Source organism: Candidatus Poriferisodalis sp., assembly GCF_965219595.1.
GTDB lineage: Bacteria > Actinomycetota > Acidimicrobiia > Acidimicrobiales > Poriferisodalaceae > Poriferisodalis.
The window spans coordinates 185,011-207,567 of the sequence record NZ_OZ244781.1; the positions used below are offsets into that span (position 1 = coordinate 185,011).

The 22,557-nt window shown below is 68.0% G+C and carries 19 protein-coding genes; 6 read left to right on the forward strand and 13 right to left on the reverse strand.

Translation table 11 applies throughout. The annotated features are described in order from the left end of the window. Nucleotides 1-164: 164 nt before the first annotated feature. Complete coding sequence (locus tag ACOQPE_RS00775) at nucleotides 165-1,061, forward strand: LLM class flavin-dependent oxidoreductase (protein ID WP_420610046.1); 897 nt, start codon at nucleotides 165-167, stop codon at nucleotides 1,059-1,061. A 43-nt stretch (nucleotides 1,062-1,104) separates the two neighbouring features. Here ACOQPE_RS00775 and ACOQPE_RS00780 read toward each other — a convergent pair whose 3' ends face one another. The 5 genes from ACOQPE_RS00780 to ACOQPE_RS00800 all read right to left on the reverse strand — a co-directional run bounded on the left by ACOQPE_RS00780 (nucleotide 1,105) and on the right by ACOQPE_RS00800 (nucleotide 7,396). Beyond that, on the reverse strand, nucleotides 1,105-1,851 hold the full coding sequence (locus ACOQPE_RS00780) for an ABC transporter ATP-binding protein (protein ID WP_420611330.1): 747 nt from the start codon (nucleotides 1,849-1,851) through the stop codon (nucleotides 1,105-1,107). An 89-nt stretch (nucleotides 1,852-1,940) separates the two neighbouring features. Beyond that, nucleotides 1,941-2,777: an ABC transporter ATP-binding protein gene (locus ACOQPE_RS00785; RefSeq protein ID WP_420610047.1), complete on the reverse strand. Its 837-nt coding sequence runs from the start codon at nucleotides 2,775-2,777 to the stop codon at nucleotides 1,941-1,943. Continuing rightward, nucleotides 2,774-4,645: a branched-chain amino acid ABC transporter permease gene (locus ACOQPE_RS00790; RefSeq protein WP_420610048.1), complete on the reverse strand. Its 1,872-nt coding sequence runs from the start codon at nucleotides 4,643-4,645 to the stop codon at nucleotides 2,774-2,776. The genes ACOQPE_RS00785 and ACOQPE_RS00790 overlap by 4 nt, the downstream gene beginning before the upstream one ends. A 64-nt stretch (nucleotides 4,646-4,709) precedes the next feature. After that, on the reverse strand, nucleotides 4,710-5,870 hold the full coding sequence (locus tag ACOQPE_RS00795; protein WP_420611331.1) for a branched-chain amino acid ABC transporter permease: 1,161 nt from the start codon (nucleotides 5,868-5,870) through the stop codon (nucleotides 4,710-4,712). 170 nt (nucleotides 5,871-6,040) lie between these two features. Continuing rightward, nucleotides 6,041-7,396 carry a branched-chain amino acid ABC transporter substrate-binding protein gene (locus tag ACOQPE_RS00800; protein ID WP_420610049.1) on the reverse strand — a complete coding sequence of 452 codons (1,356 nt, stop codon included), beginning with the start codon at nucleotides 7,394-7,396 and terminating at the stop codon, nucleotides 6,041-6,043. A gap of 169 nt (nucleotides 7,397-7,565) precedes the next feature. Here ACOQPE_RS00800 and ACOQPE_RS00805 point away from each other — a divergent pair, with 169 nt between their 5' ends. Then, nucleotides 7,566-8,465 (forward strand): EamA family transporter, encoded by a 900-nt coding sequence (locus tag ACOQPE_RS00805; RefSeq protein ID WP_420610050.1) that lies wholly within the window; start codon nucleotides 7,566-7,568, stop codon nucleotides 8,463-8,465. 24 nt (nucleotides 8,466-8,489) lie between these two features. Here ACOQPE_RS00805 and ACOQPE_RS00810 read toward each other — a convergent pair whose 3' ends face one another. Further along, the gene (locus ACOQPE_RS00810; protein ID WP_420610051.1) at nucleotides 8,490-9,287 is read right to left on the reverse strand and encodes a rhomboid family intramembrane serine protease; all 798 of its coding nucleotides are present in this window, start codon (nucleotides 9,285-9,287) and stop codon (nucleotides 8,490-8,492) included. Nucleotides 9,288-9,483: 196 nt separating this feature from the next. Here ACOQPE_RS00810 and ACOQPE_RS00815 point away from each other — a divergent pair, with 196 nt between their 5' ends. Continuing rightward, entirely contained in the window at nucleotides 9,484-10,203 is a 720-nt protein-coding gene (locus ACOQPE_RS00815; RefSeq protein ID WP_420610052.1) for a DNA alkylation repair protein, read from the forward strand. Here ACOQPE_RS00815 and ACOQPE_RS00820 read toward each other — a convergent pair. Then, complete coding sequence (locus tag ACOQPE_RS00820; RefSeq protein WP_420610053.1) at nucleotides 10,200-11,933, reverse strand: SulP family inorganic anion transporter; 1,734 nt, start codon at nucleotides 11,931-11,933, stop codon at nucleotides 10,200-10,202. The two genes, ACOQPE_RS00815 and ACOQPE_RS00820, sit on opposite strands and share 4 nt — an antisense overlap. A 29-nt stretch (nucleotides 11,934-11,962) precedes the next feature. Then, complete coding sequence (locus ACOQPE_RS00825; protein ID WP_420610054.1) at nucleotides 11,963-12,745, reverse strand: hypothetical protein; 783 nt, start codon at nucleotides 12,743-12,745, stop codon at nucleotides 11,963-11,965. Nucleotides 12,746-12,800: 55 nt separating this feature from the next. Between ACOQPE_RS00825 and ACOQPE_RS00830 the strand changes: the two genes are divergently transcribed. The 3 genes from ACOQPE_RS00830 (at nucleotide 12,801) to ACOQPE_RS00840 (ending at nucleotide 15,949) form a co-directional block, all read left to right on the forward strand. Then, entirely contained in the window at nucleotides 12,801-13,637 is an 837-nt protein-coding gene (locus ACOQPE_RS00830; RefSeq protein WP_419855700.1) for an LLM class F420-dependent oxidoreductase, read from the forward strand. Further along, nucleotides 13,594-14,940, forward strand: a complete 1,347-nt coding sequence (locus tag ACOQPE_RS00835) for a M18 family aminopeptidase (RefSeq protein ID WP_420610055.1) — start codon at nucleotides 13,594-13,596, stop codon at nucleotides 14,938-14,940. Before ACOQPE_RS00830 ends, ACOQPE_RS00835 begins: the two co-directional genes overlap by 44 nt. A gap of 100 nt (nucleotides 14,941-15,040) precedes the next feature. Further along, the gene (locus ACOQPE_RS00840) at nucleotides 15,041-15,949 is read left to right on the forward strand and encodes an IS982 family transposase (protein WP_420610056.1); all 909 of its coding nucleotides are present in this window, start codon (nucleotides 15,041-15,043) and stop codon (nucleotides 15,947-15,949) included. 18 nt (nucleotides 15,950-15,967) lie between these two features. Here ACOQPE_RS00840 and ACOQPE_RS00845 read toward each other — a convergent pair whose 3' ends face one another. The 5 genes from ACOQPE_RS00845 to ACOQPE_RS00865 all read right to left on the reverse strand — a co-directional run bounded on the left by ACOQPE_RS00845 (nucleotide 15,968) and on the right by ACOQPE_RS00865 (nucleotide 22,516). Further along, complete coding sequence (locus ACOQPE_RS00845) at nucleotides 15,968-17,770, reverse strand: lipase family protein (RefSeq protein ID WP_420610057.1); 1,803 nt, start codon at nucleotides 17,768-17,770, stop codon at nucleotides 15,968-15,970. Between the two features lie 88 nt (nucleotides 17,771-17,858). Further along, entirely contained in the window at nucleotides 17,859-18,617 is a 759-nt protein-coding gene (locus ACOQPE_RS00850) for a histidine phosphatase family protein (RefSeq protein WP_420610058.1), read from the reverse strand. 49 nt (nucleotides 18,618-18,666) lie between these two features. Then, complete coding sequence (locus ACOQPE_RS00855; protein WP_420610059.1) at nucleotides 18,667-19,866, reverse strand: ammonium transporter; 1,200 nt, start codon at nucleotides 19,864-19,866, stop codon at nucleotides 18,667-18,669. Nucleotides 19,867-19,958: 92 nt separating this feature from the next. Next, nucleotides 19,959-21,143, reverse strand: coding sequence for a cystathionine gamma-synthase (locus ACOQPE_RS00860; protein ID WP_420610060.1), 1,185 nt, complete (start codon nucleotides 21,141-21,143; stop codon nucleotides 19,959-19,961). Then, complete coding sequence (locus ACOQPE_RS00865; RefSeq protein WP_420611332.1) at nucleotides 21,143-22,516, reverse strand: pyridoxal-phosphate dependent enzyme; 1,374 nt, start codon at nucleotides 22,514-22,516, stop codon at nucleotides 21,143-21,145. The genes ACOQPE_RS00860 and ACOQPE_RS00865 overlap by 1 nt, the downstream gene beginning before the upstream one ends. Nucleotides 22,517-22,557: the final 41 nt, after the last annotated feature.

Sequence of the window (22,557 nt, forward strand, 5' to 3'; positions counted from 1 at the left end):
TGCCGAAGCGCCAGTCACACAGCAGCGACGACCTCGCAGCGGTAGGTGTCGTGCAGGCCACTACCGCGAGCGCGACCCGGGCCGACCCCGCAGCGGCGCGCGTCGCGCCGGCCGGCCCAGCGGCACCCGGGTCGAGCTGGCTGCGGTGCCCTAGCGTGGACTCTATGAAGATCCGGATCGGCTTCGGGCTGGGCACGCGCAGCTTCACCAACGACCACGCCACCTTCGACCCGTTCGTGGATGCGCTGGAGGACAACGGCTTCGACTCGTTGTGGCTGAGCGAGCGGCTCGGCGGCGAATGCCCCGACCCGATCGTGGGTCTCGCCTACGCAGCAGGCCGCACCAAGCGCATGAAGTTCGGCATGTCGGTGCTGGTGCTGCCCGGCCGCAACCTCGCCGTGCTCGCCAAGGAACTGGCCAGCCTCGACCGCCTCTCCGACGGCCGGCTGCTGCCGGCGTTCGGGCTGGGCGTGGCCGATGTGCACGAGCAGGCGGCCTTCGGCGTCGAGCGCCGCGAGCGGGCGAAGATGTTCAACGAAGCCCTGCCGCTGCTGAAGCGCTTCTGGGAGGACGAGCCCGTCACCCATCACGGCGACTGGTACCACTACGACGATGTGTCGCTGCTGCCGAAGCCTGCGCAGAAGCCGATGGACATCTGGCTCGGCGGGGCAGCCGAGGTGGAGCTGCGCCGCTGCGGGCGCTTCGGCGACGGGTGGCTGCCATCGTTCTGCACGCCCGACATCGCCGCAGCCGGCTGGAAGATCGTGAACGAGGCCGCCGACGAGCACGAGCGCTGGATCGACCCCGAGCACTTCGGCGTGCTCATCCCCTACACGCACGGCGAGATCAGCCCCGGCTACAAGGCCATCCTCGAACGGCGCGCTCCCGATGCCGACCCGGGCGACATCATCCCGACCGGCTGGGACGGCTTGCGCGACCAGATCCAGCGATTCACTGACGTGGGCGCGTCGAAGTTCGTGCCCGTGCTGGTGGGCGAGCCCGACGATTGGTTCGCAGAGCTCGAAGGCGTCGCCAACGCAGTCCTGCCACTGCAGAACTAGCCAGCCGAGCGGCCGGGCCGTTCAAGGGCTGGGCCGTCCGGCGTCAACCGGCGGCGGTGTCGTCTGCTCCAGAGCGGCCGTCGCTGTCGCGCTTGCCGCCGCCCAGGTAGGACGTGCGCAGGGCTGGGTTGGCCAGCAGCGCCTCGGCGGTGTCGTCGAGCACGACGCGGCCCGTCTGCAGCACCCAGCCCCGGTCGGCGATGCCGAGCGCCATGTTGGCGTTCTGCTCCACCATGAACACCGTCATGCCGGCCTCGTGGATCTGGCCGATCAGCTCGAAGTTCTGCTGCACCAGTGCCGGTGCCAAGCCCATCGAGGGCTCGTCCATCAGCAGCACCCGAGGCTGGGACATCAGCGCTCGGCCGATGGCCACCATCTGCTGCTCACCGCCCGACAGCGTGCCCGCCTTCTGACCCAGCCGCTCCTTGACGCGCGGAAACAGCTCGTAGACATGCTCCATGTCGGCAGCGATGCCGTCGCTGTCTTTGCGGAGATAGGCGCCGAGCTGGAGGTTCTCGCGCACCGTGAGCCGCTTGAACAGGCGCCGGTTCTCGGGAACCATGGTGATGCCCCTGGCCACCCGGTAGCTGATCGGCCGGTCGTTCACGACCTCGCCGTCGAGCACGACCTCGCCGGAGGTGGGTGTCAGCATGCCGAGCAGTGTCTTGAGCGTCGTGGACTTGCCGCTGGCGTTGCCGCCCAGCAGGCACACCAGCTCGCCTTGGTAGATCGACAGGTCGACATCGCGCAGCGCGTGCACCGCCCCGTAGTGCGCGTTCACCCTGCGCATCTCCAGCAGCGGCGCGCGCTCGGCGGTGCTTGCGGCGCCGCTGCCGCGGTCTTGACTGGCGCTGCCCGCCGCGCCGCTTGCGGCGCTGCTCATGCCGTCGCCCCGTGGCCGAGGTACGCCTCGATGACCTGAGGGTCCACCGAGACGTCGGCGTAGTCGCCCTCGGCGATCTTCACGCCGTGGTCCAGCACCACCACCCGGTCGGAAACCTCGCGCACCACCTCCATGTCGTGCTCGATCACCACGATGGCGAAGCCCCACTCGTCGCGCAGTCGCCCGATCAGGCCGGTCAGCTCGGCCGACTCGGTGGGGTTCATGCCGGCAACAGGCTCGTCGAGCAGGATGAGCTTGGGCTGGGTGGCCATGGCCCGCGCGATCTCCAGCCGCCGCCGGTTGGCATACGACAGGGTGTAGGCGGGCTGGTCGAACCGGTAGCCCGTCAGACGGCTGCCGAAGAACGACAGCACTTCCTTGCCCCGCTCGGTGATCTCGGCCTCTTCGTTGCGGAACGCCTTGGTGAACAGCAGCGCCCCGAACACGCTCTGGCGGGTGCGACAGTGCTGGGAGACCATCACGTTCTCGAGCACGGTCATGTTGGCGAACAGGCGGACGTTCTGGAAGGTGCGGGCGATGCCCCGGGAGGTGACCCGGTTGGGGTCGAGACCGATGAGCGACTCGCCCTCGAAACAGATGTCGCCCTCGCTGGCGGCGACCGTGGCCGTGATGGCGTTGAACAGCGTGGTCTTGCCGGCACCGTTGGGGCCGATGACCGAGACGATCTCGCCCGGATACACGGCTAGATCCAGCCCGTCGAGCGCCTTCAGCCCGCCGAAGTCAACACCGAGGCCCCGGGTTTCGAGAATGGGCACCTGCGCAGCTTGGGCGGCGGAATCCTGGGGGGTGCCGGACGGCGTCGTGACGCTCATGACGACTCGCCCGATGGCTGGCGAACATCGTCGCCGCCGTTGTCGTCTTCGGTCTGGCCGCGCAGCCAGGCGTCTTGAGCCAGCTCTTCCTGGTGCAGCTCACGGGTGCGGCGCACGCTGGGGATCAGGCCCTCGGGCCGGGCCAGCATCATCCACACCAGCAGCGCCCCGTAGATGAGCAGCTTGAACTCGGAGAACTCCGCCAGCAGGCCCGGCTGCTTCGGCCCGCCGAGCACGCCGATCAGCACCGCCGAGCCGGCGATGACGCCGACGATGTTGCCCATTCCGCCGAAGATGACCACCACCAAGATCACGATCGACACCAGGATCAGGAAGCTGGCGGGGAACACCGAGCCCACCTTCGCCGAGAAGATCGCCCCGCTGAACGACCCCAGCACAGCACCCACCACGAACGCCAGCAGCTTGACGTTGACCGTGTTGATGCCCATGGCCTCGGCCACGGTTTCGTCCTCGCGCACCGCCATCCACGCACGGCCGATGCGCGACCGCTCCAACCGCCACGAGACGTAGATGGCGATCGCGCAGAACGCGAGCACCAGGTAGAAGACGCTGCGCGGATCGGTGCCGGCCACCTCGGCCAGGCCGAAGATCTCCGCACCCGGGATGTTGGTGATTCCCTGGGAGCCGCCGAACCATCCCGACAGCCAGTCCGACAGGAACAGCAGGCGGATGATCTCGCCGAAGCCGAGCGTGACGATGGCGAGGTAGTCGCCACGCATGCGGATGACTGGGGCGCCGATGAACAGCCCCACCAACCCGGTCAGGAGCACGACGCCGATGAGCGCCACGAACCACGGCAGCTCGGGGTGGATCTTCGGCGATGTGGCGGCGGTGAGCACCGCTGCGCTGTAGCTGCCCACGGCGAAGAACGCCACGTAGCCTAGGTCGAGGATGCCGGCGAGGCCAACCACGATGTTCAGCCCCAGCGCCAGCAGCACGAACAGGCCGACGTTGGCGAGCAGCTCGTTGGTGAGCTTGCCGGCGAACATCGGCAGGATGACGAGCACTGCAGCGGTGGCCAGGATCAAGCCCAGATGCGCCCGGTTGCGGGCGGGGCCTTCGAGCGCGTCGATGCGGGCCTTAGCCCCCTTGATGCGGCCCCGGGCCACGAACGCCAGCACTCCCGATCCGGCGGCGAGAGCGATGGCACCGGTGATGGTGAGCCCGCCCCGGGGGGCATAGAACCAGTCGATCAGCCCCTCGATGCCCATGCCCTCGGCCAGGTCGGTGGTCAGCGATTCGAGCACCGCCGAGCCGAACAGGGTGAGCACCATGGTCCACAGCACGCGCCGCATCACCGGCGGCACCACTCGCAGCAGGCCGCCCGCAGCGCCCACGGCTGTGCCGATGGCGAGCCAGATGAGCACTGCGAACGCCGTGCCGCGGTTGAAGCCCAGCAGGTCGGCCAGGATCGGGCTCCAGTTGACCAGCGGCTCGCGCAAGTCGAAGTTGGCAATGAGCACCGCCAGCAGCGACAGTCCCCCGCCGACGAGCGCGCCGCATGCGGCCCCGCCGATGACTTCGTGGGCGCCGGCGCGGTGGTATGGCACGCCTTCTCGGCGGATCTGGTGGCCGACTCGGCTGCCTGCCGCCAGTGGCAGCACCACCAGCGAGAGATAGCCGAGGCTGAGAATCCCTTCGATGATCGCCCGGCCGTCGAGCTTGACCGGCATGTTGGACAGCGAGATGAAGATCTGCCCGATGGCGCCGATGGCACCCATGCGAGCGATGCGACGCCAGTCCTGCGCGAACGGCGGGCGCGGCGGCGCATCGTCGCTGGTGCCGTCACCGCCGGAACTGGCGGTGGGGCTCGGCCCGGGCGCGGCCGGCGGCTCAGCCAAGCTCATACCCGATCCTCCGCCCGCAGCCGCCCGCCGAGCAAGCCAGCCCGCAACCACAGCTCCGCCGAGCTCATGCCCGATCCTCCGCGGGCAGCCGCTCGCCGAACAGTCCGGCCGGCCTCACCAGCAGCACGATGATCAGCATCGAGAACGCCACGGCGTCACGAAGCTGCGACACCCCGCTCACGCCCAGCGGCTCCAGGATCAGCAGTGGCCCCACCGACTCGGCTACCCCGATCGACAGCCCGCCCGCCATCGCACCGCCCAAGTGGCCGATGCCGCCCACCACCGCCGCGCTGAACGCCTTGATGCCCGGCAGAAAACCGGTGGTGTGGATGACGCTGCGGAACAGGATGCCCCAGAGAATCCCCGCCATGCCCGCCATCGCCCCGCCCACCGCGAACACCTTCACGATGGTGCGGTTCACGTCGATGCCCATGAGCGAGGCAATCTCGGCGTCCTCGGCCACGGCCCGCATCGCCTTGCCGGTCTTGGTGCGGTCGACGTAGTACCACAGCGCCGCCATCGACAGCGCAGCCACCACGATCACCAGGATCTTGGCGCCCTCGATCTGCAGGAAGGTGTGCTTGGCCTTCACCCAGTCCGGCACGTTCGGGTACGACTTGCTGGCCGGCCCCAGCAGCACCACCGACGCGTTCTGCAAGAAGAACGACACGCCGATGGAGGTGATCAGCGGGATCAGCCGCGGCGCCCCGCGCAGCGGCCGGTAGGCCACCCGTTCCATGACCACTGCCGTCAGCGACGACACGATGATCGACACCACCACGATGAACACCAGCGAGCCGATGAAGTTCGACTCCCACAACCCAGCGTCGGCCAGCTTGTTGGAGGTGATCATGCCGGTCATGGCGCCCACCATGAACACCTCGCCGTGGGCGAAGTTGATGAACCCCAGCACGCCGTAGACCATCGAGTAGCCAAGCGCGATCAGCCCGTACATCGAGCCTTGGGCGACGCCCGAGATCACCAGCCCGCGGAACTGCGCCCCGGTGAGGCCGGTGGCATCTGGGTTCGCCCAGCGGGCGAACGGGTTGTCGGGGTTGATCTCCTGGGCGATGAAGGCCGTGAAGCCGACGGCCAGGACGATCAGCACCGCCACTCGGATGACCGTGAGGAACCAGTCGACCCGGGTGCGGGGCCGCAAGAGCCGGGCGCGGGCCCGCGGGAGCCGGGGGCGGGGCGCCCCGTTGGGGGGCGCCCCTTCATCCATCACCGAATCGACCCTAGAAGGCCGTGACCGACCGACCTAGAGCGTGCGCGAATTAGCGCAGCTTCTCGTGGTACTGCCATTGTTTCCCGCTCTTGTTCGCTGCGCTCACGGGCCGCTCGGGCCACGGCTTCGCCATTCGGTTCAGCCTCTTGGGACCCGCCCCCGTGTGCTCACGGAACGAAGGAGAACACGACGTTGTCCATGCTGGCCACCGCGTTCTCCTCGCCGCCGATGTTCTGAACCACGGTGATGCGGGCCGCGCCGCAGTCGCCGAAGTCGTCGCAGTTGATGGTGCCGATCAGGCCGCTGAAGCCCTCGATGCTGTTGAGGTAGTCACGGATGCCTTGGCGGTCGACGTTCAGGTTGCCGTCGGCGTTGACGTACGACGCAGCAGCAATGGCGTCGAGCAGCATCGTGGTGGCGTCGTAACCGTGGGCCCAGAACGGGGCAGCAGGCGCCTCGCCCCAGCGCTCCTCGTAGGCGGCCAGGAAGTCCTGTGCCGTCTTGCCGGTGCTCTGGTTCACGTTCTCGCCGAAACGAGAGTCGGGACCCGAGAAATACATGCCCGCGGTCTGCGGAAGCGCCAGGTAGTTGGTGTTCAGCAAACCGTCGGCCGCGAGCAGCACCGTGTCCTCCAATCCCGACACTCCCGGTGCCTGATCGGCGACGAAGTCGCCGGCGGGCTGGAAGATCGGGAAGAACAGCGCTGCGGGGCCGCCCGCCGCGATCTCGGTCAGCACCGGCACCATGTCGGTGTCTTCCTTGTTGACCGCCGAGAACCCGGTGATCGTGCCGCCTTCGGCCTCGAAGGCGTCGGCGAAGGCTTGCGCGAGGCCCTGCGTGTACGGGTCTCCATCGTGGATCGTTGCGGCAGTGGTCAAACCGAGCTCGCCGAAGACGAACTTGGCCACTGCAGCACCCTGGAAGAGGTCGTTGTGTGCCGTGCGGTAGTAGCCGACGTTGTAGTTCTCGCCCGGCGTGCCCGCCAGGTCCGACGTGAGCGCAGGCGACGTGTTGCCGCCTGAGATCATCACCATGCCGGCATCGGTGATGAGCGGTGCTGCGGCTACCGCTGCACCCGAGCATGACGTGCCGATCACGCCGAGCACGTCCTCATCGGCTACGACGATCTGGGCTGCTGCCTGGCCGCCGTCGTTGGAGCAAAGGTCGTCGAGCGTGGTGCCCAAGTCGACGTCGAAGCCGTGAATGGGGCCGTAGTCCTCGATTGCGAGTATGACCGCACGTTCGAGCGGCAGGCCGAAGAAGGCGACGTCGCCGGTGATGGCATTGAGCGAGCGGATCTGCACCGCGCCGCCGGCGTCGACGGTGACCTCGCCGAGCGAGCCGTCGCCGAGATGGTCCATCATCTCGTCGACGGGTTCGTCGGCCGGCTCGTCGGGCGCTTCGGTTGCCGCTGGTGCCGTTGCTGTGTCGGCGGCCTCGCCGTCGCCGTCGTCACCGCATGCAGCGGCGAACAGCGACAGCGCAAAGAGTGCCGCCAACAGCGTCATCAGTTTCTTGTTCATACGCATATTCCTCCCTGAATTCGCCTAGCGAGTCCTCGCGAAATCACCTCGTGCGCCTGTCGCACACGGCCGCAGCCACCTGAATCGTGCACGAGCGTCAGCATGGTTCGCCAAGCTGTATGCGTCTGGCCCTCACCCTAGATGACCACTGTCACGGGAAGGTACCTAGTTGAGCGCACCTGTCGAACGCATCTGGAGCGCAGGCAGGGTGTCGCCCGAAGCGCTGTTCACCGTTGGCGCCGTGTCGCAATACCTCGGCGCTGCCACGGCGTTCGAGCTGTTCGACGAGCTGGGGCCGGGCACGGTCGCACTGCTGCGGGTGGCCGGTGCCGGAGCGGTGGTAGTGCTGCTGCGCCGGTCGTGGCGACGGAGCTGGTCACGCAACGAACTGGCCTGGACGGCCGCCTTCGGGGCGGCGCTGGCATCGATGAACCTGTTCTTCTACCTGGCCATCGAGCGGGTGCCGCTCGGCAACTCGGTGGCGATCGAGTTCATCGGGCCGATCGCCGTGGCGGCATTTGGCACCCGGACGCTGCGCTCGAGCGGGGCGCTGGCGCTTGCCGTCGGCGGGGTGGTGGCGTTGGCGGGACTCGCGCCGCCAGAGGCCCAGCTCGGTGCACTGTTCTCGCTGATCGCCGGTGCGCTGTGGGCGGGGTACATCGTGTTGGGGCACCGGGTGGCGCGGGCCGGGATGGCGGTGGACGGGCTGGGCGTGGGCATGCTCATCGGGGCGCTGGTGATCAGCCCGGTGGGCATCATCGACGGCACCGCTGGCGCCGGCGGCCTCGGCGCGGCGGCGGGGGCGCCGCTGCTGCTGGCAGGCGGCGTGGCGGCAGGTGTGCTGTCGAACGTCATCCCTTACGGCATCGATCAGCTCGTGATGCAGCGGCTGGCCCGGGCGAGATTCGCACTGCTGCAAGCATTGCTGCCGGTGACGGCGACGCTGATCGGTTTGGTGTGGCTGTCGCAGGTGCCCAGCATGCGCGAGGCGGTGGGCATCGTGGCGGTGATTGCGGCGATCGTGATCAACCGCGAGTCGGATCCGGCGCCGACCGACGTGGTCCCCTGAGCGTCTGGTGCTCACGCTCCGGCGCTAGAAGAGCGGGTCGCGCCACGTGGTCGCTGCTGCCAGTGCGATGACGAACGCTGCGGCCCCAATCAATGCCAGCAGAGCCCACACCGCGACCGGTGAGCGGCGCATCCGTGTGTCGATGGGCTCGTTCGACAGCCGCTCGGCAAGCGTCGGCGGGTGCCGCCGCCTGCTGGTGTCGCCGATGGCGAAACCGGCCAGCACACCTGCCGCCAGCCCCCCGAGATGCCCGCCGACGGAAATGTTGGGGATGAGGAACGAGATGACGACGTTGATGATGATCAAGCTGCCGAGCCCGTCTCGCCACGGGTTGCCGCCCCGCAGGTATTCGACGACAAATGCTGCGCCCATCACGCCGTACACCGCGCCTGATGCCCCCACGACGGCGCTCTCGGGACGGTGCAGCATCGCCCCAGCAGAACCGCCGACAAGTGACACGGCATAGATGCCCGCCAGCACGTATGGACCCACGAAACGCTCAAGCCGTCGTCCGAGCAAGAACAGCACCGCCATGTTGAACAGCAGGTGGCGCAGGTCGATGTGCAGGAACGCGCCTGTGAAGATTCGCCACCAGTCTGTCTGCAGGAACGCACCGGTGAGGAGCTCTCTGGCCCCGTAGAAGTCGGCGATATAGGGACCGAACGTGCTGTAACCCTCGAGCGCGGAGAATCGCAGCGAACCCTGGGTGAACGCCAAGGCGCGGGTGAGACGGTGCGTCAGGAGGAAGACCGCCACCGAGACAGTGCCAAGCGCCATCGTCGCCACCGGCTGCCCGCCGTGTCGAATGCCAAGCCCGCGCACGGCCCTGCACCCTACGAGTTGTCTGCCTGGCGCCCGCAGCAGATCTCCGCAGGGGCGGGCGTATGCAGGCACACGCCGTCCGATGTAGCTTCCAGTTACCCGGCGGAGGTGCGATGATGTGTGATCGCAGCGACATTCCGCCAGCCGGTGCGGTTTTCCACATATCCAACAGAGACGCCTCAGAAGGCTTGGTGCTATGTCGACGCTGCAGGATGTGATGGCGCAGTTGCAGCTCGCCGGCACGGCGCAGAATCGCAAGGTGTACGCGCGCCATGGCGCCGCCGAGCCGATGTTCGGCGTCAGCTACAAAGACCTCGGCCGTATCGCGAAGCCGCTCAAGACAGATCATGCGCTCGCGGCGGAACTGTGGGATTCAGGCAATCACGACGCCCGAGTGCTGGCGCTGCGCATCGCCGATGCGTCTGCGATGACCAAGACCCGCGCCCGGCGATGGCTTCGTGATGTCGACAACTACGTCCTCGCCGAGGCGCTCGGCGGGAAGCTCTCCGAGTCGCCGCACGCACGTGAGCTCAGCGACGAGTGGCGGGATTCGCCCGCCGAGTGGCCTGCATCGGTGGGCTGGTTCATCGTGGCCTGCACCGCCGAGCAGGCCGACATCTGGTCCGCCAGCGAATTGCGCGGCCTGGTGGCGCAGATCGATGCCGAGATCGCCGAGCGGCCGAACCGGGTGCGTCACGAGATGAACGGCGTGCTCATCGCGATCGGGCTGAAAGACGAGAGCCTGCGGCGCACGGTGCTCGAGGTCGACGCCCGCATCGGGCCCATACAGGTCGACCACGGCGAAACCGGCTGCAAGACGCCCGCGATCGCGCCCTACATCGACCGCACGCTTGCACACCGAGAGCAAATGGCAGCACGCCGAGCAGCCAAGGCGGCTGCGAAGGCCGGCGTTTAGCCGTCGTCTCCCTCGCCAGCCTCGTCGCCCTCGGGGCTATCGAGGAGCCGGCGGGCCACAACCCGGGCGCCCTCGAGATCGTCGACGAAGTTCTCCGCGGGAACGCTGCGCAGCACGTTCAGCTCCCTGACGCTCGTTGCCTGCGACTCCTCGAGTCCCATCACGATGCACTTGGCGCCCGAGTCCAGCGCCACGTCGATGAGCTGGCCCATCATGAACGCAGCGCTGTCGTCCATGTGCCGGGTCTCGCTGAAATCGAAAATCACCACCTCGTGCTCTTCGACATCGTGGTTGATCGAGTTGAACAGCCTGATCGACGACGACGCCGTATAGGAACCGCGCAGCGAGAGCAGTCCGGTACGCGCCGCGAACGGGTCGGGACCGTCGAGATCGAGGTTCGCCAGGCTGATGCCGCCGGGTTCGTCGCCCTCAGCGTCGTCGCTGCCGGGGGCGTACAGGAACGTCATGTCCAGCAACGGGGTCGACACCACGCCCTCGTCGAGTTCGAGGCGCTCGAACTGCCGGGCGCCGGTCATCGCTGCGGCAATCAGACCCGCACCCACCGCCACCACGAGATCCGCCACGATCGACAGGGTCAGCGTGAGCGCCATCACGCCGTACTGGTCGAGCCGGGTGCGACGCACCCGAGCGATGTAGTCCCAGTCGACGATGTCGAAGCCGATCTTGATGAGAATGCCGGCGAGCACCGCATGTGGGATGACTTCGGCGAGCCGTCCCAATCCGAGCACCAGCGCACCCAGCACCACCGCGCAGAGCACCCCGGACACCCGCGTGCGGCCGCCTGCCTTGACATTGGCCACGGTCGCCGATGTCGCACCCGCCCCGGGCACCGCACCGATGAACGCGATGAGCACGTTGGCGGCACCGACCCCGAGCAGCTCACGATTGGGGTGATGCTGATCGCGAGTCATCGAATCGGCGACCATCGCAGTGAGCAGGCTGTTGACCGAGCCGAGCAATGCGAGCGTGACCGCAGGCGCTATAGCCCCGCCGACGTCACCCCAGCTGAACGACGGCATCCGCACTTCGGGCAGTCCTGAGGGCACATCGCCGATAACCGCCACGTCGCTGATCCACAGCACGCTGAGCACCGTGCAGACGAGCAGCGCAGCGACCGACGGCGGCAACGCCTGGCGCAAGCGGCGGGGCCAGAGCAGGCAGACGGCGACGCTGAGCACGCCGAGCGCGAAGGCGCCGATGTCGACGTTGCCCACGGCATCAGGGAGCGCTCGTATGGATGCCGACACGCCGCCGAGCGCCACCTCGTGCCCCAGCAGCGGGATCAGCTGCACCACGATGATGATCAACCCGACTGCGGAAGTGAATCCCGACACCACCGGGTAGGGCGTGTACGACACATAGCTGCCGAGACGCAGTGCTCCCAGCAATACCTGCACGATCCCCGCGAGCACCACGATCGCCAGGGCTTTTTCGATGTCGCCGCCGGCGTAGTCGATCACCACCACCGACATCGCCACCGACAGCGGCGCGGTGGGCCCGGAGATCTGTGTCCGCGTGCCGCCGAAGATCGCCGCCAGCAACCCGACTGCGACGGCGCCGTAGAGGCCGGCGATCGCGCCGAGGCCCGAGGCCACGCCGAACGCCAGCGACAGCGGCAGCATGACGACCGCCGCAGTGAGGCCTCCGAAAACGTCGCCGCGCAGCTGCTCCGCGCTGTAGTTCAGCGTCGGCGCTTTCAGCGTTGGCATCTCAACGCCGAGTCAGGCCGACCGATCGTCTACTGGCCGAGGAAGGTGTTGAGCGCCTCGAACACGGTGGCTTTGTCGGGATCCACGAAGACGTGGGTGGCACCCGAGCTGTAGATGGAGTCGCCGATGCGTACGAGCACGCCGTAGCGGTTGACCGGCAGCCCCTGGAAGGTGGCCGTGTAGTCGGTGCCGAACGACTCGTCGCCCAAGCCGGGGTTCTCGCCTTCGCTGAACGCACCCACCGCACCGGTGGACGGCTCGGGGAACTCACCGCAGGCGATGACCTCCACGATGTAGTTGTTGAAGGCTTGCGAAGCCACGTCGGGCGACTCGAACCGGGAGATGGAGACATCGAGGAACGGACCCGTGAGCGGATCCGCCGCCCAGACCGACTCGGAGTACGCCACCGGCACGATCCCGCCGTAGGCCGGTGTGCCGGGACAGGTCTCAGCCCGCGGAATGTTGGTGGCGGTCTGCAGGGTGTCGAAGCCCTCGGGTGTCTGGCCTTCCAGCAGGGCGCCTTCCACCGCCGGCGGCAATGCGTTGGCCTCCGCGGCGGCTTCGGTGGTGGTGGGAGGCGGAGCCTCAGTGGTGGTGGGAGGCGGAGCCGCTGTGGTTGGCGGCGGGGCCTCCGTGGTCGGGGGCGGCGGTGCTTCGGTGGTGGTGGGCGGCGGAGCCTCAGTAGTGGCAACTGTGGTCGGCGCAGCGGTGGTGGGCGCGGCGGCCTCGGTGGCGGGAGGCGGATCGTCACCGCCGCCGCACGCGGCGGCTGCGAGGGCAAGCACAACGAACAGAGCAGAGATGCGTCGCATAGGGGCAGACTACGACCTACGGCGACGTGGGGAGAGATACACAGTGAAGTTCGGCATGACACTGGCCAATACGGGTCCGCAGGTTGATGGTGAGACGGCCATCGCGTATGCGCAGGAGGCGGAGCGAGCGGGCTTCGAATCGCTCTGGACCGTCGAGCATGTGGTGGTACCGGAGGGCTACCAGACGCCCTACCCGTACGCCGAAGACGGCAAGATGCCCGGCAAGCGTGACGACATCGACATTCCCGATCCGCTGATGTGGATGGCCTTCGTGGCCTCGGTGACGTCGGAGATCAAGCTGGGCACGGGCGTTCTGATCGTGCCGCAGCGCAACTTCGCCGTCACGGCGAAGGCAGTTGCGACGCTCGATCGCCTCTCACGGGGTCGCGTGCTGCTTGGCGTGGGCGCCGGATGGCTGGAAGAGGAGTTCGATGCGCTGGGCGTGCCGTTCGCAGACCGCGGCGACATCACTGATGAGCATCTGCACGCCTACCGAGCGCTGTGGCAGCAGGACGTCTGCTCATTTGACGGCGAGCACGTTTCATTCGACCGCGTGTACTGCCGCCCCCAGCCGTCGGGCCATATCCCGATCATCGTGGGCGGCGACAGCAAGCGTGCCGCCCGCCGCGCAGGCGAGCACGGCGACGGGTTCTTCCCCGTCTCAGGCGACCTCGCCGAGATGGCGATGCTCTTCGACCATGCGAAGCGCTGCGCAGAGAAGGCAGGGCGCGACCCCGACAAGCTCGACTTCACGACAATCGGGATGGCTACTCCCGAGTGGGTGGAGAAATACGCAGCGATCGGCATCACCCGGCTCATCACCAATCCGATGTCGCGTTCCCGCTTCGATGACTTCAGCCGCGACATCATCACCGCCTACGCCGACGCGTAAGGGCCACATGCTCGACTCGCTGTTCGAGTTCATCGAGGCGTCGCCGTCGCCGTTTCATGCGGCTGCGGCGGCGGTCGAACGCTTGGCGACGGCCGGCTATGTCGAGGCCGGCCGCAGCGAGTCATGGAGCGAACTCGACGTTGCACAGGGATTCGTGGTGCGCGACGGTGGCAGCGTGCTGGCGGTGCGAGCCGGCGCCCAGGTCGACCCTGAGCGGCTGCGCTTCAGTGTGATCGGCGCGCACACCGACAGCCCCAACCTGCGCATCCGCCCCCGGCCCGACAGCGGCACGCTGGGCTACCGCCAGCTTGGCGTGGAGGTGTACGGCGGCGTGCTGCTGAATTCGTGGCTTGACCGCGACCTCGGCCTGTCGGGACGCGTCGAGGTGCAGCACGGGGACGGCGACGACCCAGCGGCCGGGTCCCGAACCGTGCTGTGGCGCTGCGACCGGGCGCTGCTGCGCGTCCCGCAGCTCGCGATTCACCTCGACCGCGACGTGAACGACGGGCTGAAGCTCGACCGCCAGCAGCACATGACCCCGGTGTGGGGGCTCGGCGAGCCGAGCTCTGCGGGATTCCGCGAGTTTCTGGCGGACGAGCTTGAGGTCGACCCCCACGCCGTGCTGGCGTGGGATGTCATGGCGCACGACCTCACGCCGCCGGCCCAGCTGGGACGCATCGGGGAGATGTACGCCGCCAGTCGCATCGACAATCTCGCATCGTGCCATGCAGCCCTCGAAGCGCTGGCCAGCCTGAGTTCGCTTCCCGACGACGCGGCAGCGGTCGTCGTGCTGTTCGACCATGAGGAGATCGGCAGCGACTCCGCCACCGGAGCCGGCAGCCCGATCTTGGCCGATGCCCTCGAGCGCATCGCGGCCGCGCTGGGCGCCAGCCGTGAGCAGTACTTGCGGGCGGTGACTCGTTCGCTGTGCGTCTCAGCCGACGGGGCCCACGCGGTGCATCCGAACTATCCCGAGCGCCACGAGCCCCAGCACCTGCCGCTGCTGAACGGCGGCCCGGTCGTCAAGACCAACGTCAACGTGCGCTACGCCACCGATGCGCGCACGCACGCCCGCTTCGTAGCGGCGTGCGACGCGGCCGGTGTGCCCCACCAGCTCTATTCGCACCGCGGCAACCTGCCGTGCGGCTCGACCATCGGACCGATCACGGCTTCGCGGCTGGGCATGAGCGTCGTCGACGTGGGCTCGCCCCAGCTCTCGATGCACTCGGCTCGCGAACTCGGCGGCAGCGATGACCCCGCCATGCTCACTGCCGCACTCGGTGCCTTCCTCGCAGGCCCCTAGATGATTGGTTCCAAGGGGTGGGCGGGGGTCCACCGCTGGTGGGGTGAGGGTGTCCAAGCTCGGGGTGTGTATTCACGCTTCGATGTTGGAGGTTCTCAGCATGGGCCCGGACTTGGACACCCTCGCGACTGCACTGTATGTGCGGATAGACGACTTGTTGGCCGATAATCCGCATTGGGCGCCGCGGCGGCCCGAGGTGGGGTTCGCCCCGAGGCTGTCCGACGCGGAGCTGGTCACCCTGGCGGTGATCTCGGCGCTTTTGGGGTTCGACTCCGAGCGCCGCTTCGTGCGCTTCGCGCAGGAGCATCTGGTGCCGTGGTTCCCCTATGTGCCCAATCACGACGGCTTCAACAAGCGGCTGCGCCGCTGCGGGGACATGATCGGCCGTGTCATCGCGGCGCTGGCCCGTGACTGCCCGGACTGGCACGACGACGTGTGGCTGGCCGATTCCACGCCGGTGCCGTGCGGCGCCAGCCGCCAGACCGCCCAGCGTTCCGGTCTCGCCGAATGGGCGGAGTACGGCTGGTGCGCGGCCCATTCGCGCTGGTTCTGGGGGCTGCGGCTGCACATGATCGCCACCCCCGCAGGGCTGCCGGTCGCGTTCGCGCTCGCCGGCGCCAAAGCCGACGAACGCGACATCTGCGCTGCCATGATCGACCGGGCAGGCCTGACACGGCCCGGCCAGACCCTCATCGTCGACAAGGGCTACCGCAGCAAAGCGTTCGAAGCCGACCTCAACAGCGCCGCGATCACCGTCGTGCGGCCCGCTGCCCGCAACGAGCCCGACCGCCCCCACCAGCGGTTCCTGCGGCCCTTCCGCCAGATCATCGAATCGGTCTATGACACCCTCAAAGGCCAGCTCAGCCTCGAACGCCACAACGGCCGCACCCGCGCCGGCGTCGCCGTGCGCGTCCTGACCCGCATCCTCGCCCTCACCGCCGCCATCTGGCACAACAGAGCCCACCACCCCGAACGATCCCCACGATCACTAACCCCCTACGACCACTAACCCCTTGGAACCAATCATCTAGAGGCCGAGGATGGCGTTGAGTGTGTGCATCACGGCAGCGACGTCCGGCTCGGTGAACAGGGCCGCAAGGCCCGAGCCGTACAGCGTGTCGCCAATGCGCACCACGGCGCTGTAGCGATTGACCGGGAAGCCGGCCACGTTGCCCGCGTAGTCGACGCCGAACGACTCGTCGCCCAGGCCGGGATCTGCTCCGGGACTGAACGATCCCAGCGCTGTCGTGCCCGGGTCCACGAATTCGCCGCAGGCAATCAGCTCGGCTTGGAAGTCGGCAAGCGCCATCGACGCCACCTCGGGCGATTCGAAGCGAGCGATCCAGGCGTCGAGGAACGGTCCCGTCGTGGCGTCTTGGACCCAGACGGATCCCGAATAGGCCGTCGGCTCAGCACCGCCGAACGCAGCCGTGCCGGGGCAGGTCTCTGCGATCGGCGTCGTGGTCTCGCTGAAGAGATTGTCGATGCCCTCGGGCGCTGACCCTTCGAGCAGCGTGCCGGCGAAGGCGGCGGGGGTCTGCGCAGCCGCCTCGATCTCAGCCAGATCAGGATCGACGTAGTCACAGCCATGCGGCTCGGCAACGCCGTTGAGTCGATCCGCCACCCAGCCGAGCGTGTCTTCCATGGACGTGAACGTGGTGTCGACGTGTCCCCCGTTGGGATACACCTCAAGCGTCACCTGGGTGCCCTGCGAGCAGTACACACCCTGCAGGTCACGGACCAGCTCGGGCAGCACGACGGCATCGGCCCAGCCCTGCACGAACAGCACCGGCACATCGGCGATCGGCGCTCCGCCGGCCTGATTGGCGGCGAGCACCTCGGCCAGCGGGCCGACCGGCTTGATGCCGTCCCAGCCGTCGGGGTTGCGCATCGCGCTGTCGTCGAGCCCGAAGAAGGCCTCGAACACAGCGCCGAGGCAGGCTTCCTCGACGATTCCCATCTGGTCGATGGCCGCGGCAGAGAAATAGTCCTCAAGGTCGAGGTCGTCATAGGCAGCCGCCATGGCGAACGCCGCCATGACGGCGAAGCCCTGCGCCGTGGTGCCGACAGTGTCCATCAAACCGCTCATGTCAGCAGCAGGCGCAGCGGCGACGACCCCGGCGAGATCCAGCTCGGGTGCGTATGACGCCGCGAGCTGCCCGGCCCACAAGGCAGCGTGACCGCCTTGCGACAGGCCCCAGACGACGTAGCGGTCGCTGGCGCCCAGCTCCATCTGGCGCACGGCCCGCACGATGTCAAGGGTGCTTCGGCCTTCGCTGGGGCCCACCAGGTACGGATGGACGCCCGGCGTGCCGAGGCCCTCGTAGTCGGTGGCCGCGACAATGTGGTCTGCAGCAGCAATCGCCATGGGAATCTCAGAGCCGACCGGATGGGTCGCTGATGGTGCGCAGACATCCGCCACGCCCGTCGTTCCGTGGGCCCACGAGACGACGGGCGAGTTCGCGGGCATGCCGGGCGGCGCGAAGACCAGCCCGCTCACTTCCACTAGGTCGCCCTGCACGCCGGTGGACAGGTATGTGATGCGCCAACCGTTCAGCTCGCCGGCATCGACCGGCTCTGCCGACACCAAGTCGCCTGCGGCCGGCTCGGCAGGCGGCGCCTCGGTCGTTGTCGGAGCAGGGGCCTCGGTCGTGGCCGGCGCCGGGGCAGTGGCGACGGCAGGTGACGTCGTGGCGGGTGCGGTTTCGCTGATGGTCGTCGTGGTGACGGCCGCCGTGGCGGTGGTGTCCGGAGATGAGTCCGTTGCGCTGTCACTGCACGCGGCAGCCACGAGTGCAAACGCCATCAGCGGCCCGATGAGGCGTTTCATCTTCGAACCCTACGGCTTGGGCCGTTGCCCCCCCCGACACGCCGCACAGCAGGTGCATCGGGCGATTTCAGGGTGGCTGGGTGAAGCTTCAGCCGTGGTGCAGGTGGTTGTCGAGGTGTGAGCAGTCGTTGAACCGGCGCAGCACCCAGTCGCCGTCGCACCGAACTACCTGGGTGATCGAGCAATTCTCGGAACCGCCGAAGGAGAACGGCGTGGACTCGGTGATGTGCGCCAGTACGGCGCCGATCACGCCGCCGTGCACGCATGCAGCCACCAGCTGGTCGGGATGTGCGTCGGCGATGCGCCCGAGTGCCGCCATGCACCGGCCGATGAGCTGCTCGTTCGACTCGGCGCCAGGGATGACGTCCCAGCGCCGCTCAATGTGCAGGCGTTCGTACAGAGGGTGATTGTCGGCCGCGAACTGGCGGATGCGCCCCCCGTCCCACTCGCCCAGCGCCACCTCGCGCAGATCGTGCTCGATCGTCGGGGTCATGCCCAGCCGTTCGGCAAGGGGCGCGAACGTCTGCTGGGTGCGCTGCAGCGACGACACGTACAGCGCGTCGATCGGCTCGTGCGCCAGGCGGCTGGCCATCGCCTCAGCCTGCTCGTGCCCCTTCGGGGCCAACGCCGGGTCGCCTTGGTCGCCGAGCATGGGGAACGGCTCGCCGGGGATGAAGGCCTGGGATGCACCGTGGCGCACCAGCAGCACCTCGGTCGCGCCCGGCGGCCGGATCCACCGCTCCTGCTCGAACTGGCGGACTTCGGTATCGGACGGCGCGAGGTCGTAGTCGTCGTAGACGGGCTCCGCGTCTGCGGCGGTCTCGGCCGTCTCGTGGGGTTGTGTCACGGCGGGCAACCTAGCGGCGGCACGAATAGGCCCGCCGTCACCCGTAGGGCTACTCGATCTGGTAAGCGGCCTCGCCATGGTCGCTCACGTCGATTCCGGCCATCTCGACCTCGGCCGAGACCCGGATGCCCATGGTGGCCTTGATCACGCTGGCGATGATCCACGTGGCAGCGAACGAGTACACGGTGACCACCGCAATCGACAGGATCTGGTTCCACAGCAGCACGCCGCCACCGAAGAACACGCCGTCGATGAAGTCGCCCCCAGGCACCGCGGAAGCATCGGCGAAGAAGCCGAGCAGCACGCCGCCGACCGCGCCGCCGACCCAGTGGATGCCGACCACGTCGAGGCTGTCGTCGAAGCCCACCCGGAACTTAGCCTCGATGGCGAAGAAGCAGACCACGCCGGCGATGGCGCCGAACGCCAGTGAGTGCATGGAGCCCACGAAGCCCGCCGCCGGTGTGATGGCCACGAGCGCCGCCACGACACCGGAGGCGATGCCAATGGTGGACACCCGCTGGTGCCGTGCGTACTCGGCGAAGGCCCAGCCCACCATGCCGGCGGCCGCAGCGATGAACGTGTTGACGAAGGCCTGCGCCGCCGCACCGTCGGCCGCCAGGGCCGAACCGGCGTTGAAGCCGAACCAGCCGAACCACAGGATGCCCGCGCCCAGCATCACGAACGGCACGTTGTGGGGAACCGGCCGGTTGTCGGGCCAGCCGGAGCGACGGCCGACCACCAGTGCCAGGGCCATGGCGGCCGCGCCGGCGTTCACGTGGATGGCGGTGCCGCCCGCAAAGTCGTGGGCGGGCAGGTTGAAGATCCAGCCGTCAGCGCCGTACACCCAGTACACGACCGGCGCGTACACCAGCAGCGACCACACAGGCACGAACACCATCCAGGCCGAGAACTTCATGCGGTCGGCGACGGCGCCCGAGATGAGTGCAGGCGTGATGGCTGCGAATGTCATCAGGAAGGCGAACGTGGCCAGTCCCTCGGCATCGTGAATGCCGGCCATGCCCATCAGCGAGAAATCGCCGATGATCGGCAGGCCGCTCTCGCCCGCTGCGAGGCTGTAGCCGACCAGCACCCAGATCACCGGCACGATGCCGAGGCACCACATGTTCATGTTGAGCATGTTCAGCGCGTTCTTGGCGCGCACCATGCCGCCGTAGAACAGCGCAAGCCCCGGCACCATGAACAGCACCAAGGCCGCTGAAGTCAGTATCCAGGCAATGTTGCCTTCCATCGCTTCTCTCCTCGTCGCGCGCGGGCGCGCCAGCGGGCAATACGGCGGCTGATGCGCACATCATTGCAGGCCAGCCGCTTATGGGCCGTATTTCATACGGCGTCGAGCGCGGCGCCGAGATCGTCCAGCAGGTCCGAGACTGTTTCGAGGCCCACCGACAGCCGCACGAGGTCGTCAGGCACCTCCAAGGCCGAACCAGCCGCCGACGCGTGGGTCATCGCTCCGGGATGCTCGATCAACGATTCAACTGCACCCAGCGACTCCGCCAGCGTGAAGACCTTGGTCGAAACTGCGACCTGCTCCGCCGCAGATCGCCCGCCGTGCAACCGGAACGACACCATTCCTCCGAAGCCGCTCATCTGGCCGCAGGCGATGTCGTGCCCGAGATGATCAACAAGCCCGGGGTACAGCACAGACCGCACCGCCGGGTGCTCCTCCAGTAGTTCGACCACTGCATGAGCGGTTGCACAGTGGCGGTCCATTCGCACGCCGAGCGTCTTGATGCCCCGCAGCGTCAGGTAGCAGTCGAACGGGCTGGGCACGGCGCCCACGGCATTCTGCGTGTACACGAGGTGGTCGGCCAGTTCGTCGTCGTTGGTGGCCACGAAACCGCCGACCACATCGCTGTGTCCGCCGAGGTACTTGGTGGCCGAGTGCACGACAGCATCGGCGCCGAGCGCGAGCGGCTGCTGCAAGTACGGCGTGGCGAACGTGTTGTCCACCACCACGATGCCTCCCAGATCGTGAGTGACGGCGCAGATGGCTTCGATATCGAACACCGTGAGCAGCGGGTTGGTGGGCGTCTCCAGCCACACCATGCGGGTGCTCGGCGTCCAGGCGTCGCGGATCTTGTCGGGAGCGGTGAGATCGACGGCAGCCATGCTGACGCCCGCGTTGCCGAACACCTTGTCGATCAGGCGGAACGTGCCGCCGTAGGCGTCATCGCCGAGCAGCAGGCTGTCGGCCGGGCGCAGCACCCGCAGAAGCGCATCCGACGCCGCCAGCCCGCTGGCGAATGCGAACCCGTGCCGGGCTCCTTCCAGCGACGCCACGCAGACCTGATAGGCGTGACGGGTCGGGTTTCCCGTTCGGCCGTACTCGTAGCCGTGCCGGGGCTGGCCGACGGCTTCCTGGGCGAAAGTGGTGGCCAGTGAGATCGGCGTGACCACCGCACCCGTGTAGGGGTCGTGGGGCTGGCCTGCCCGGATCGCCCGCGTCTCGAAGCCGAACTCGTCGGGGTCCTCGAAGCCCGACACCTGCGGATCGCCACCCAGCATCAACTGCCTCCAATTGCGTCCGCGCCGAGCGTCGCGACGGGCCTGCCCCGGTCATAGACCACGACCGCCTCGGGTCCTGCGAGCATGTCGGCGCGGGCCAGCAGCTCAGCGATTCGACCGACTGGTTCTCCGATGCCGACGGCAGGCAGAGGCGGTTCGATCGCCGCAGACACCTTTCTGCTGCCCTCCACCGCCAGCAGCCCGTCTTGGGCAACCGAGCCCACCACCTGAGCAGCAGCCAGGGGCATCTCGCCCTCGCATACCGGAACGGCACGCAATCCCGTCCGATCCATGCATCGCCGCGCAGCAGCCACGGTGTCGTCGGGCCGTACGAACACGAACTCGCCATGGACGAGGCTGCTCACCGTTCCGGGCCCAGGCTCCTGCGGCAGGAACCCCATCTGTGCCATCCACTCGTCGTCGAACACCCGGCTGAGGTAGCCCCGGCCCGAATCCGGGATGAGCGTGACCACCAGCGACTCCTCCGAGCGGCCGGCGGCATCGAGTTCCGCGGCAACGGCGAATGCGCCCGTCACGGCCGTACCGCCGGAACCGCCGATCAGCAGACCCTCGCGCTGGGCAACCCGACGTGCCATCGCGAACGACTCGGCATCGGTCACGGGGATTCCACGGTCGACGACGCCGGGATCGTAGGTGGATGGCCAGAAGTCCTCGCCGATGCCTTCCACCAAGTAGGGCCGCCCGTCCCCGCCGACATACACCGACTCCGGCGGGTCGGCGATCACGACCTGTATGCCGGGATCCTGTTCTTTGAGGTAGCGACCTACGCCGGTGACGGTGCCGCCTGTGCCTGCACCCGCCACGAAGTGGGTGATGCGGCCTTCGGTCTGTGCCCAGATCTCTGGTCCGGTGGTTTCGTAGTGCGCCTGGGGGTTTGTCGGGTTGCCGTACTGGTTCGGCGAGTAGGCGCCCGGCGTCTCGCTCCTCAGGCGCTCCGCGGTCGAGTAGTACGAGCGTGGATCGTCAGGTGCAACGGCCACCGGGCAGACCACCACCTCTGCGCCATAGGCCCGCAGCAGCGCCACCTTCTCGGGCGCCACCTTGTCGGTGCATACGAAGATGCACCGGTAGCCGCGCTGCGCAGCGACCACGGCGAGGCCCACGCCGGTGTTTCCCGAAGTGGGCTCCACGAGCACGCCGCCCGGCTGCAGCAAACCGTCAGCTTCGGCGGCGTCGATCATCGCCACCGCGGCGCGGTCTTTCACCGAGCCGCCGGGGTTGGTGGTTTCCAGCTTGGCGACGACCGGCGTTGCGATGTGCGGCTCGACCTTCCTCAGCCGGACCATCGGCGTGCGGCCCACAAGGTCCAGCACCGATGGCGCAATGTCGAGGCCCTTCAGGGCCTCGGGCATCGGCGAAGGCCCTGGGTGGGCGTCAGTCACGACATCACAGC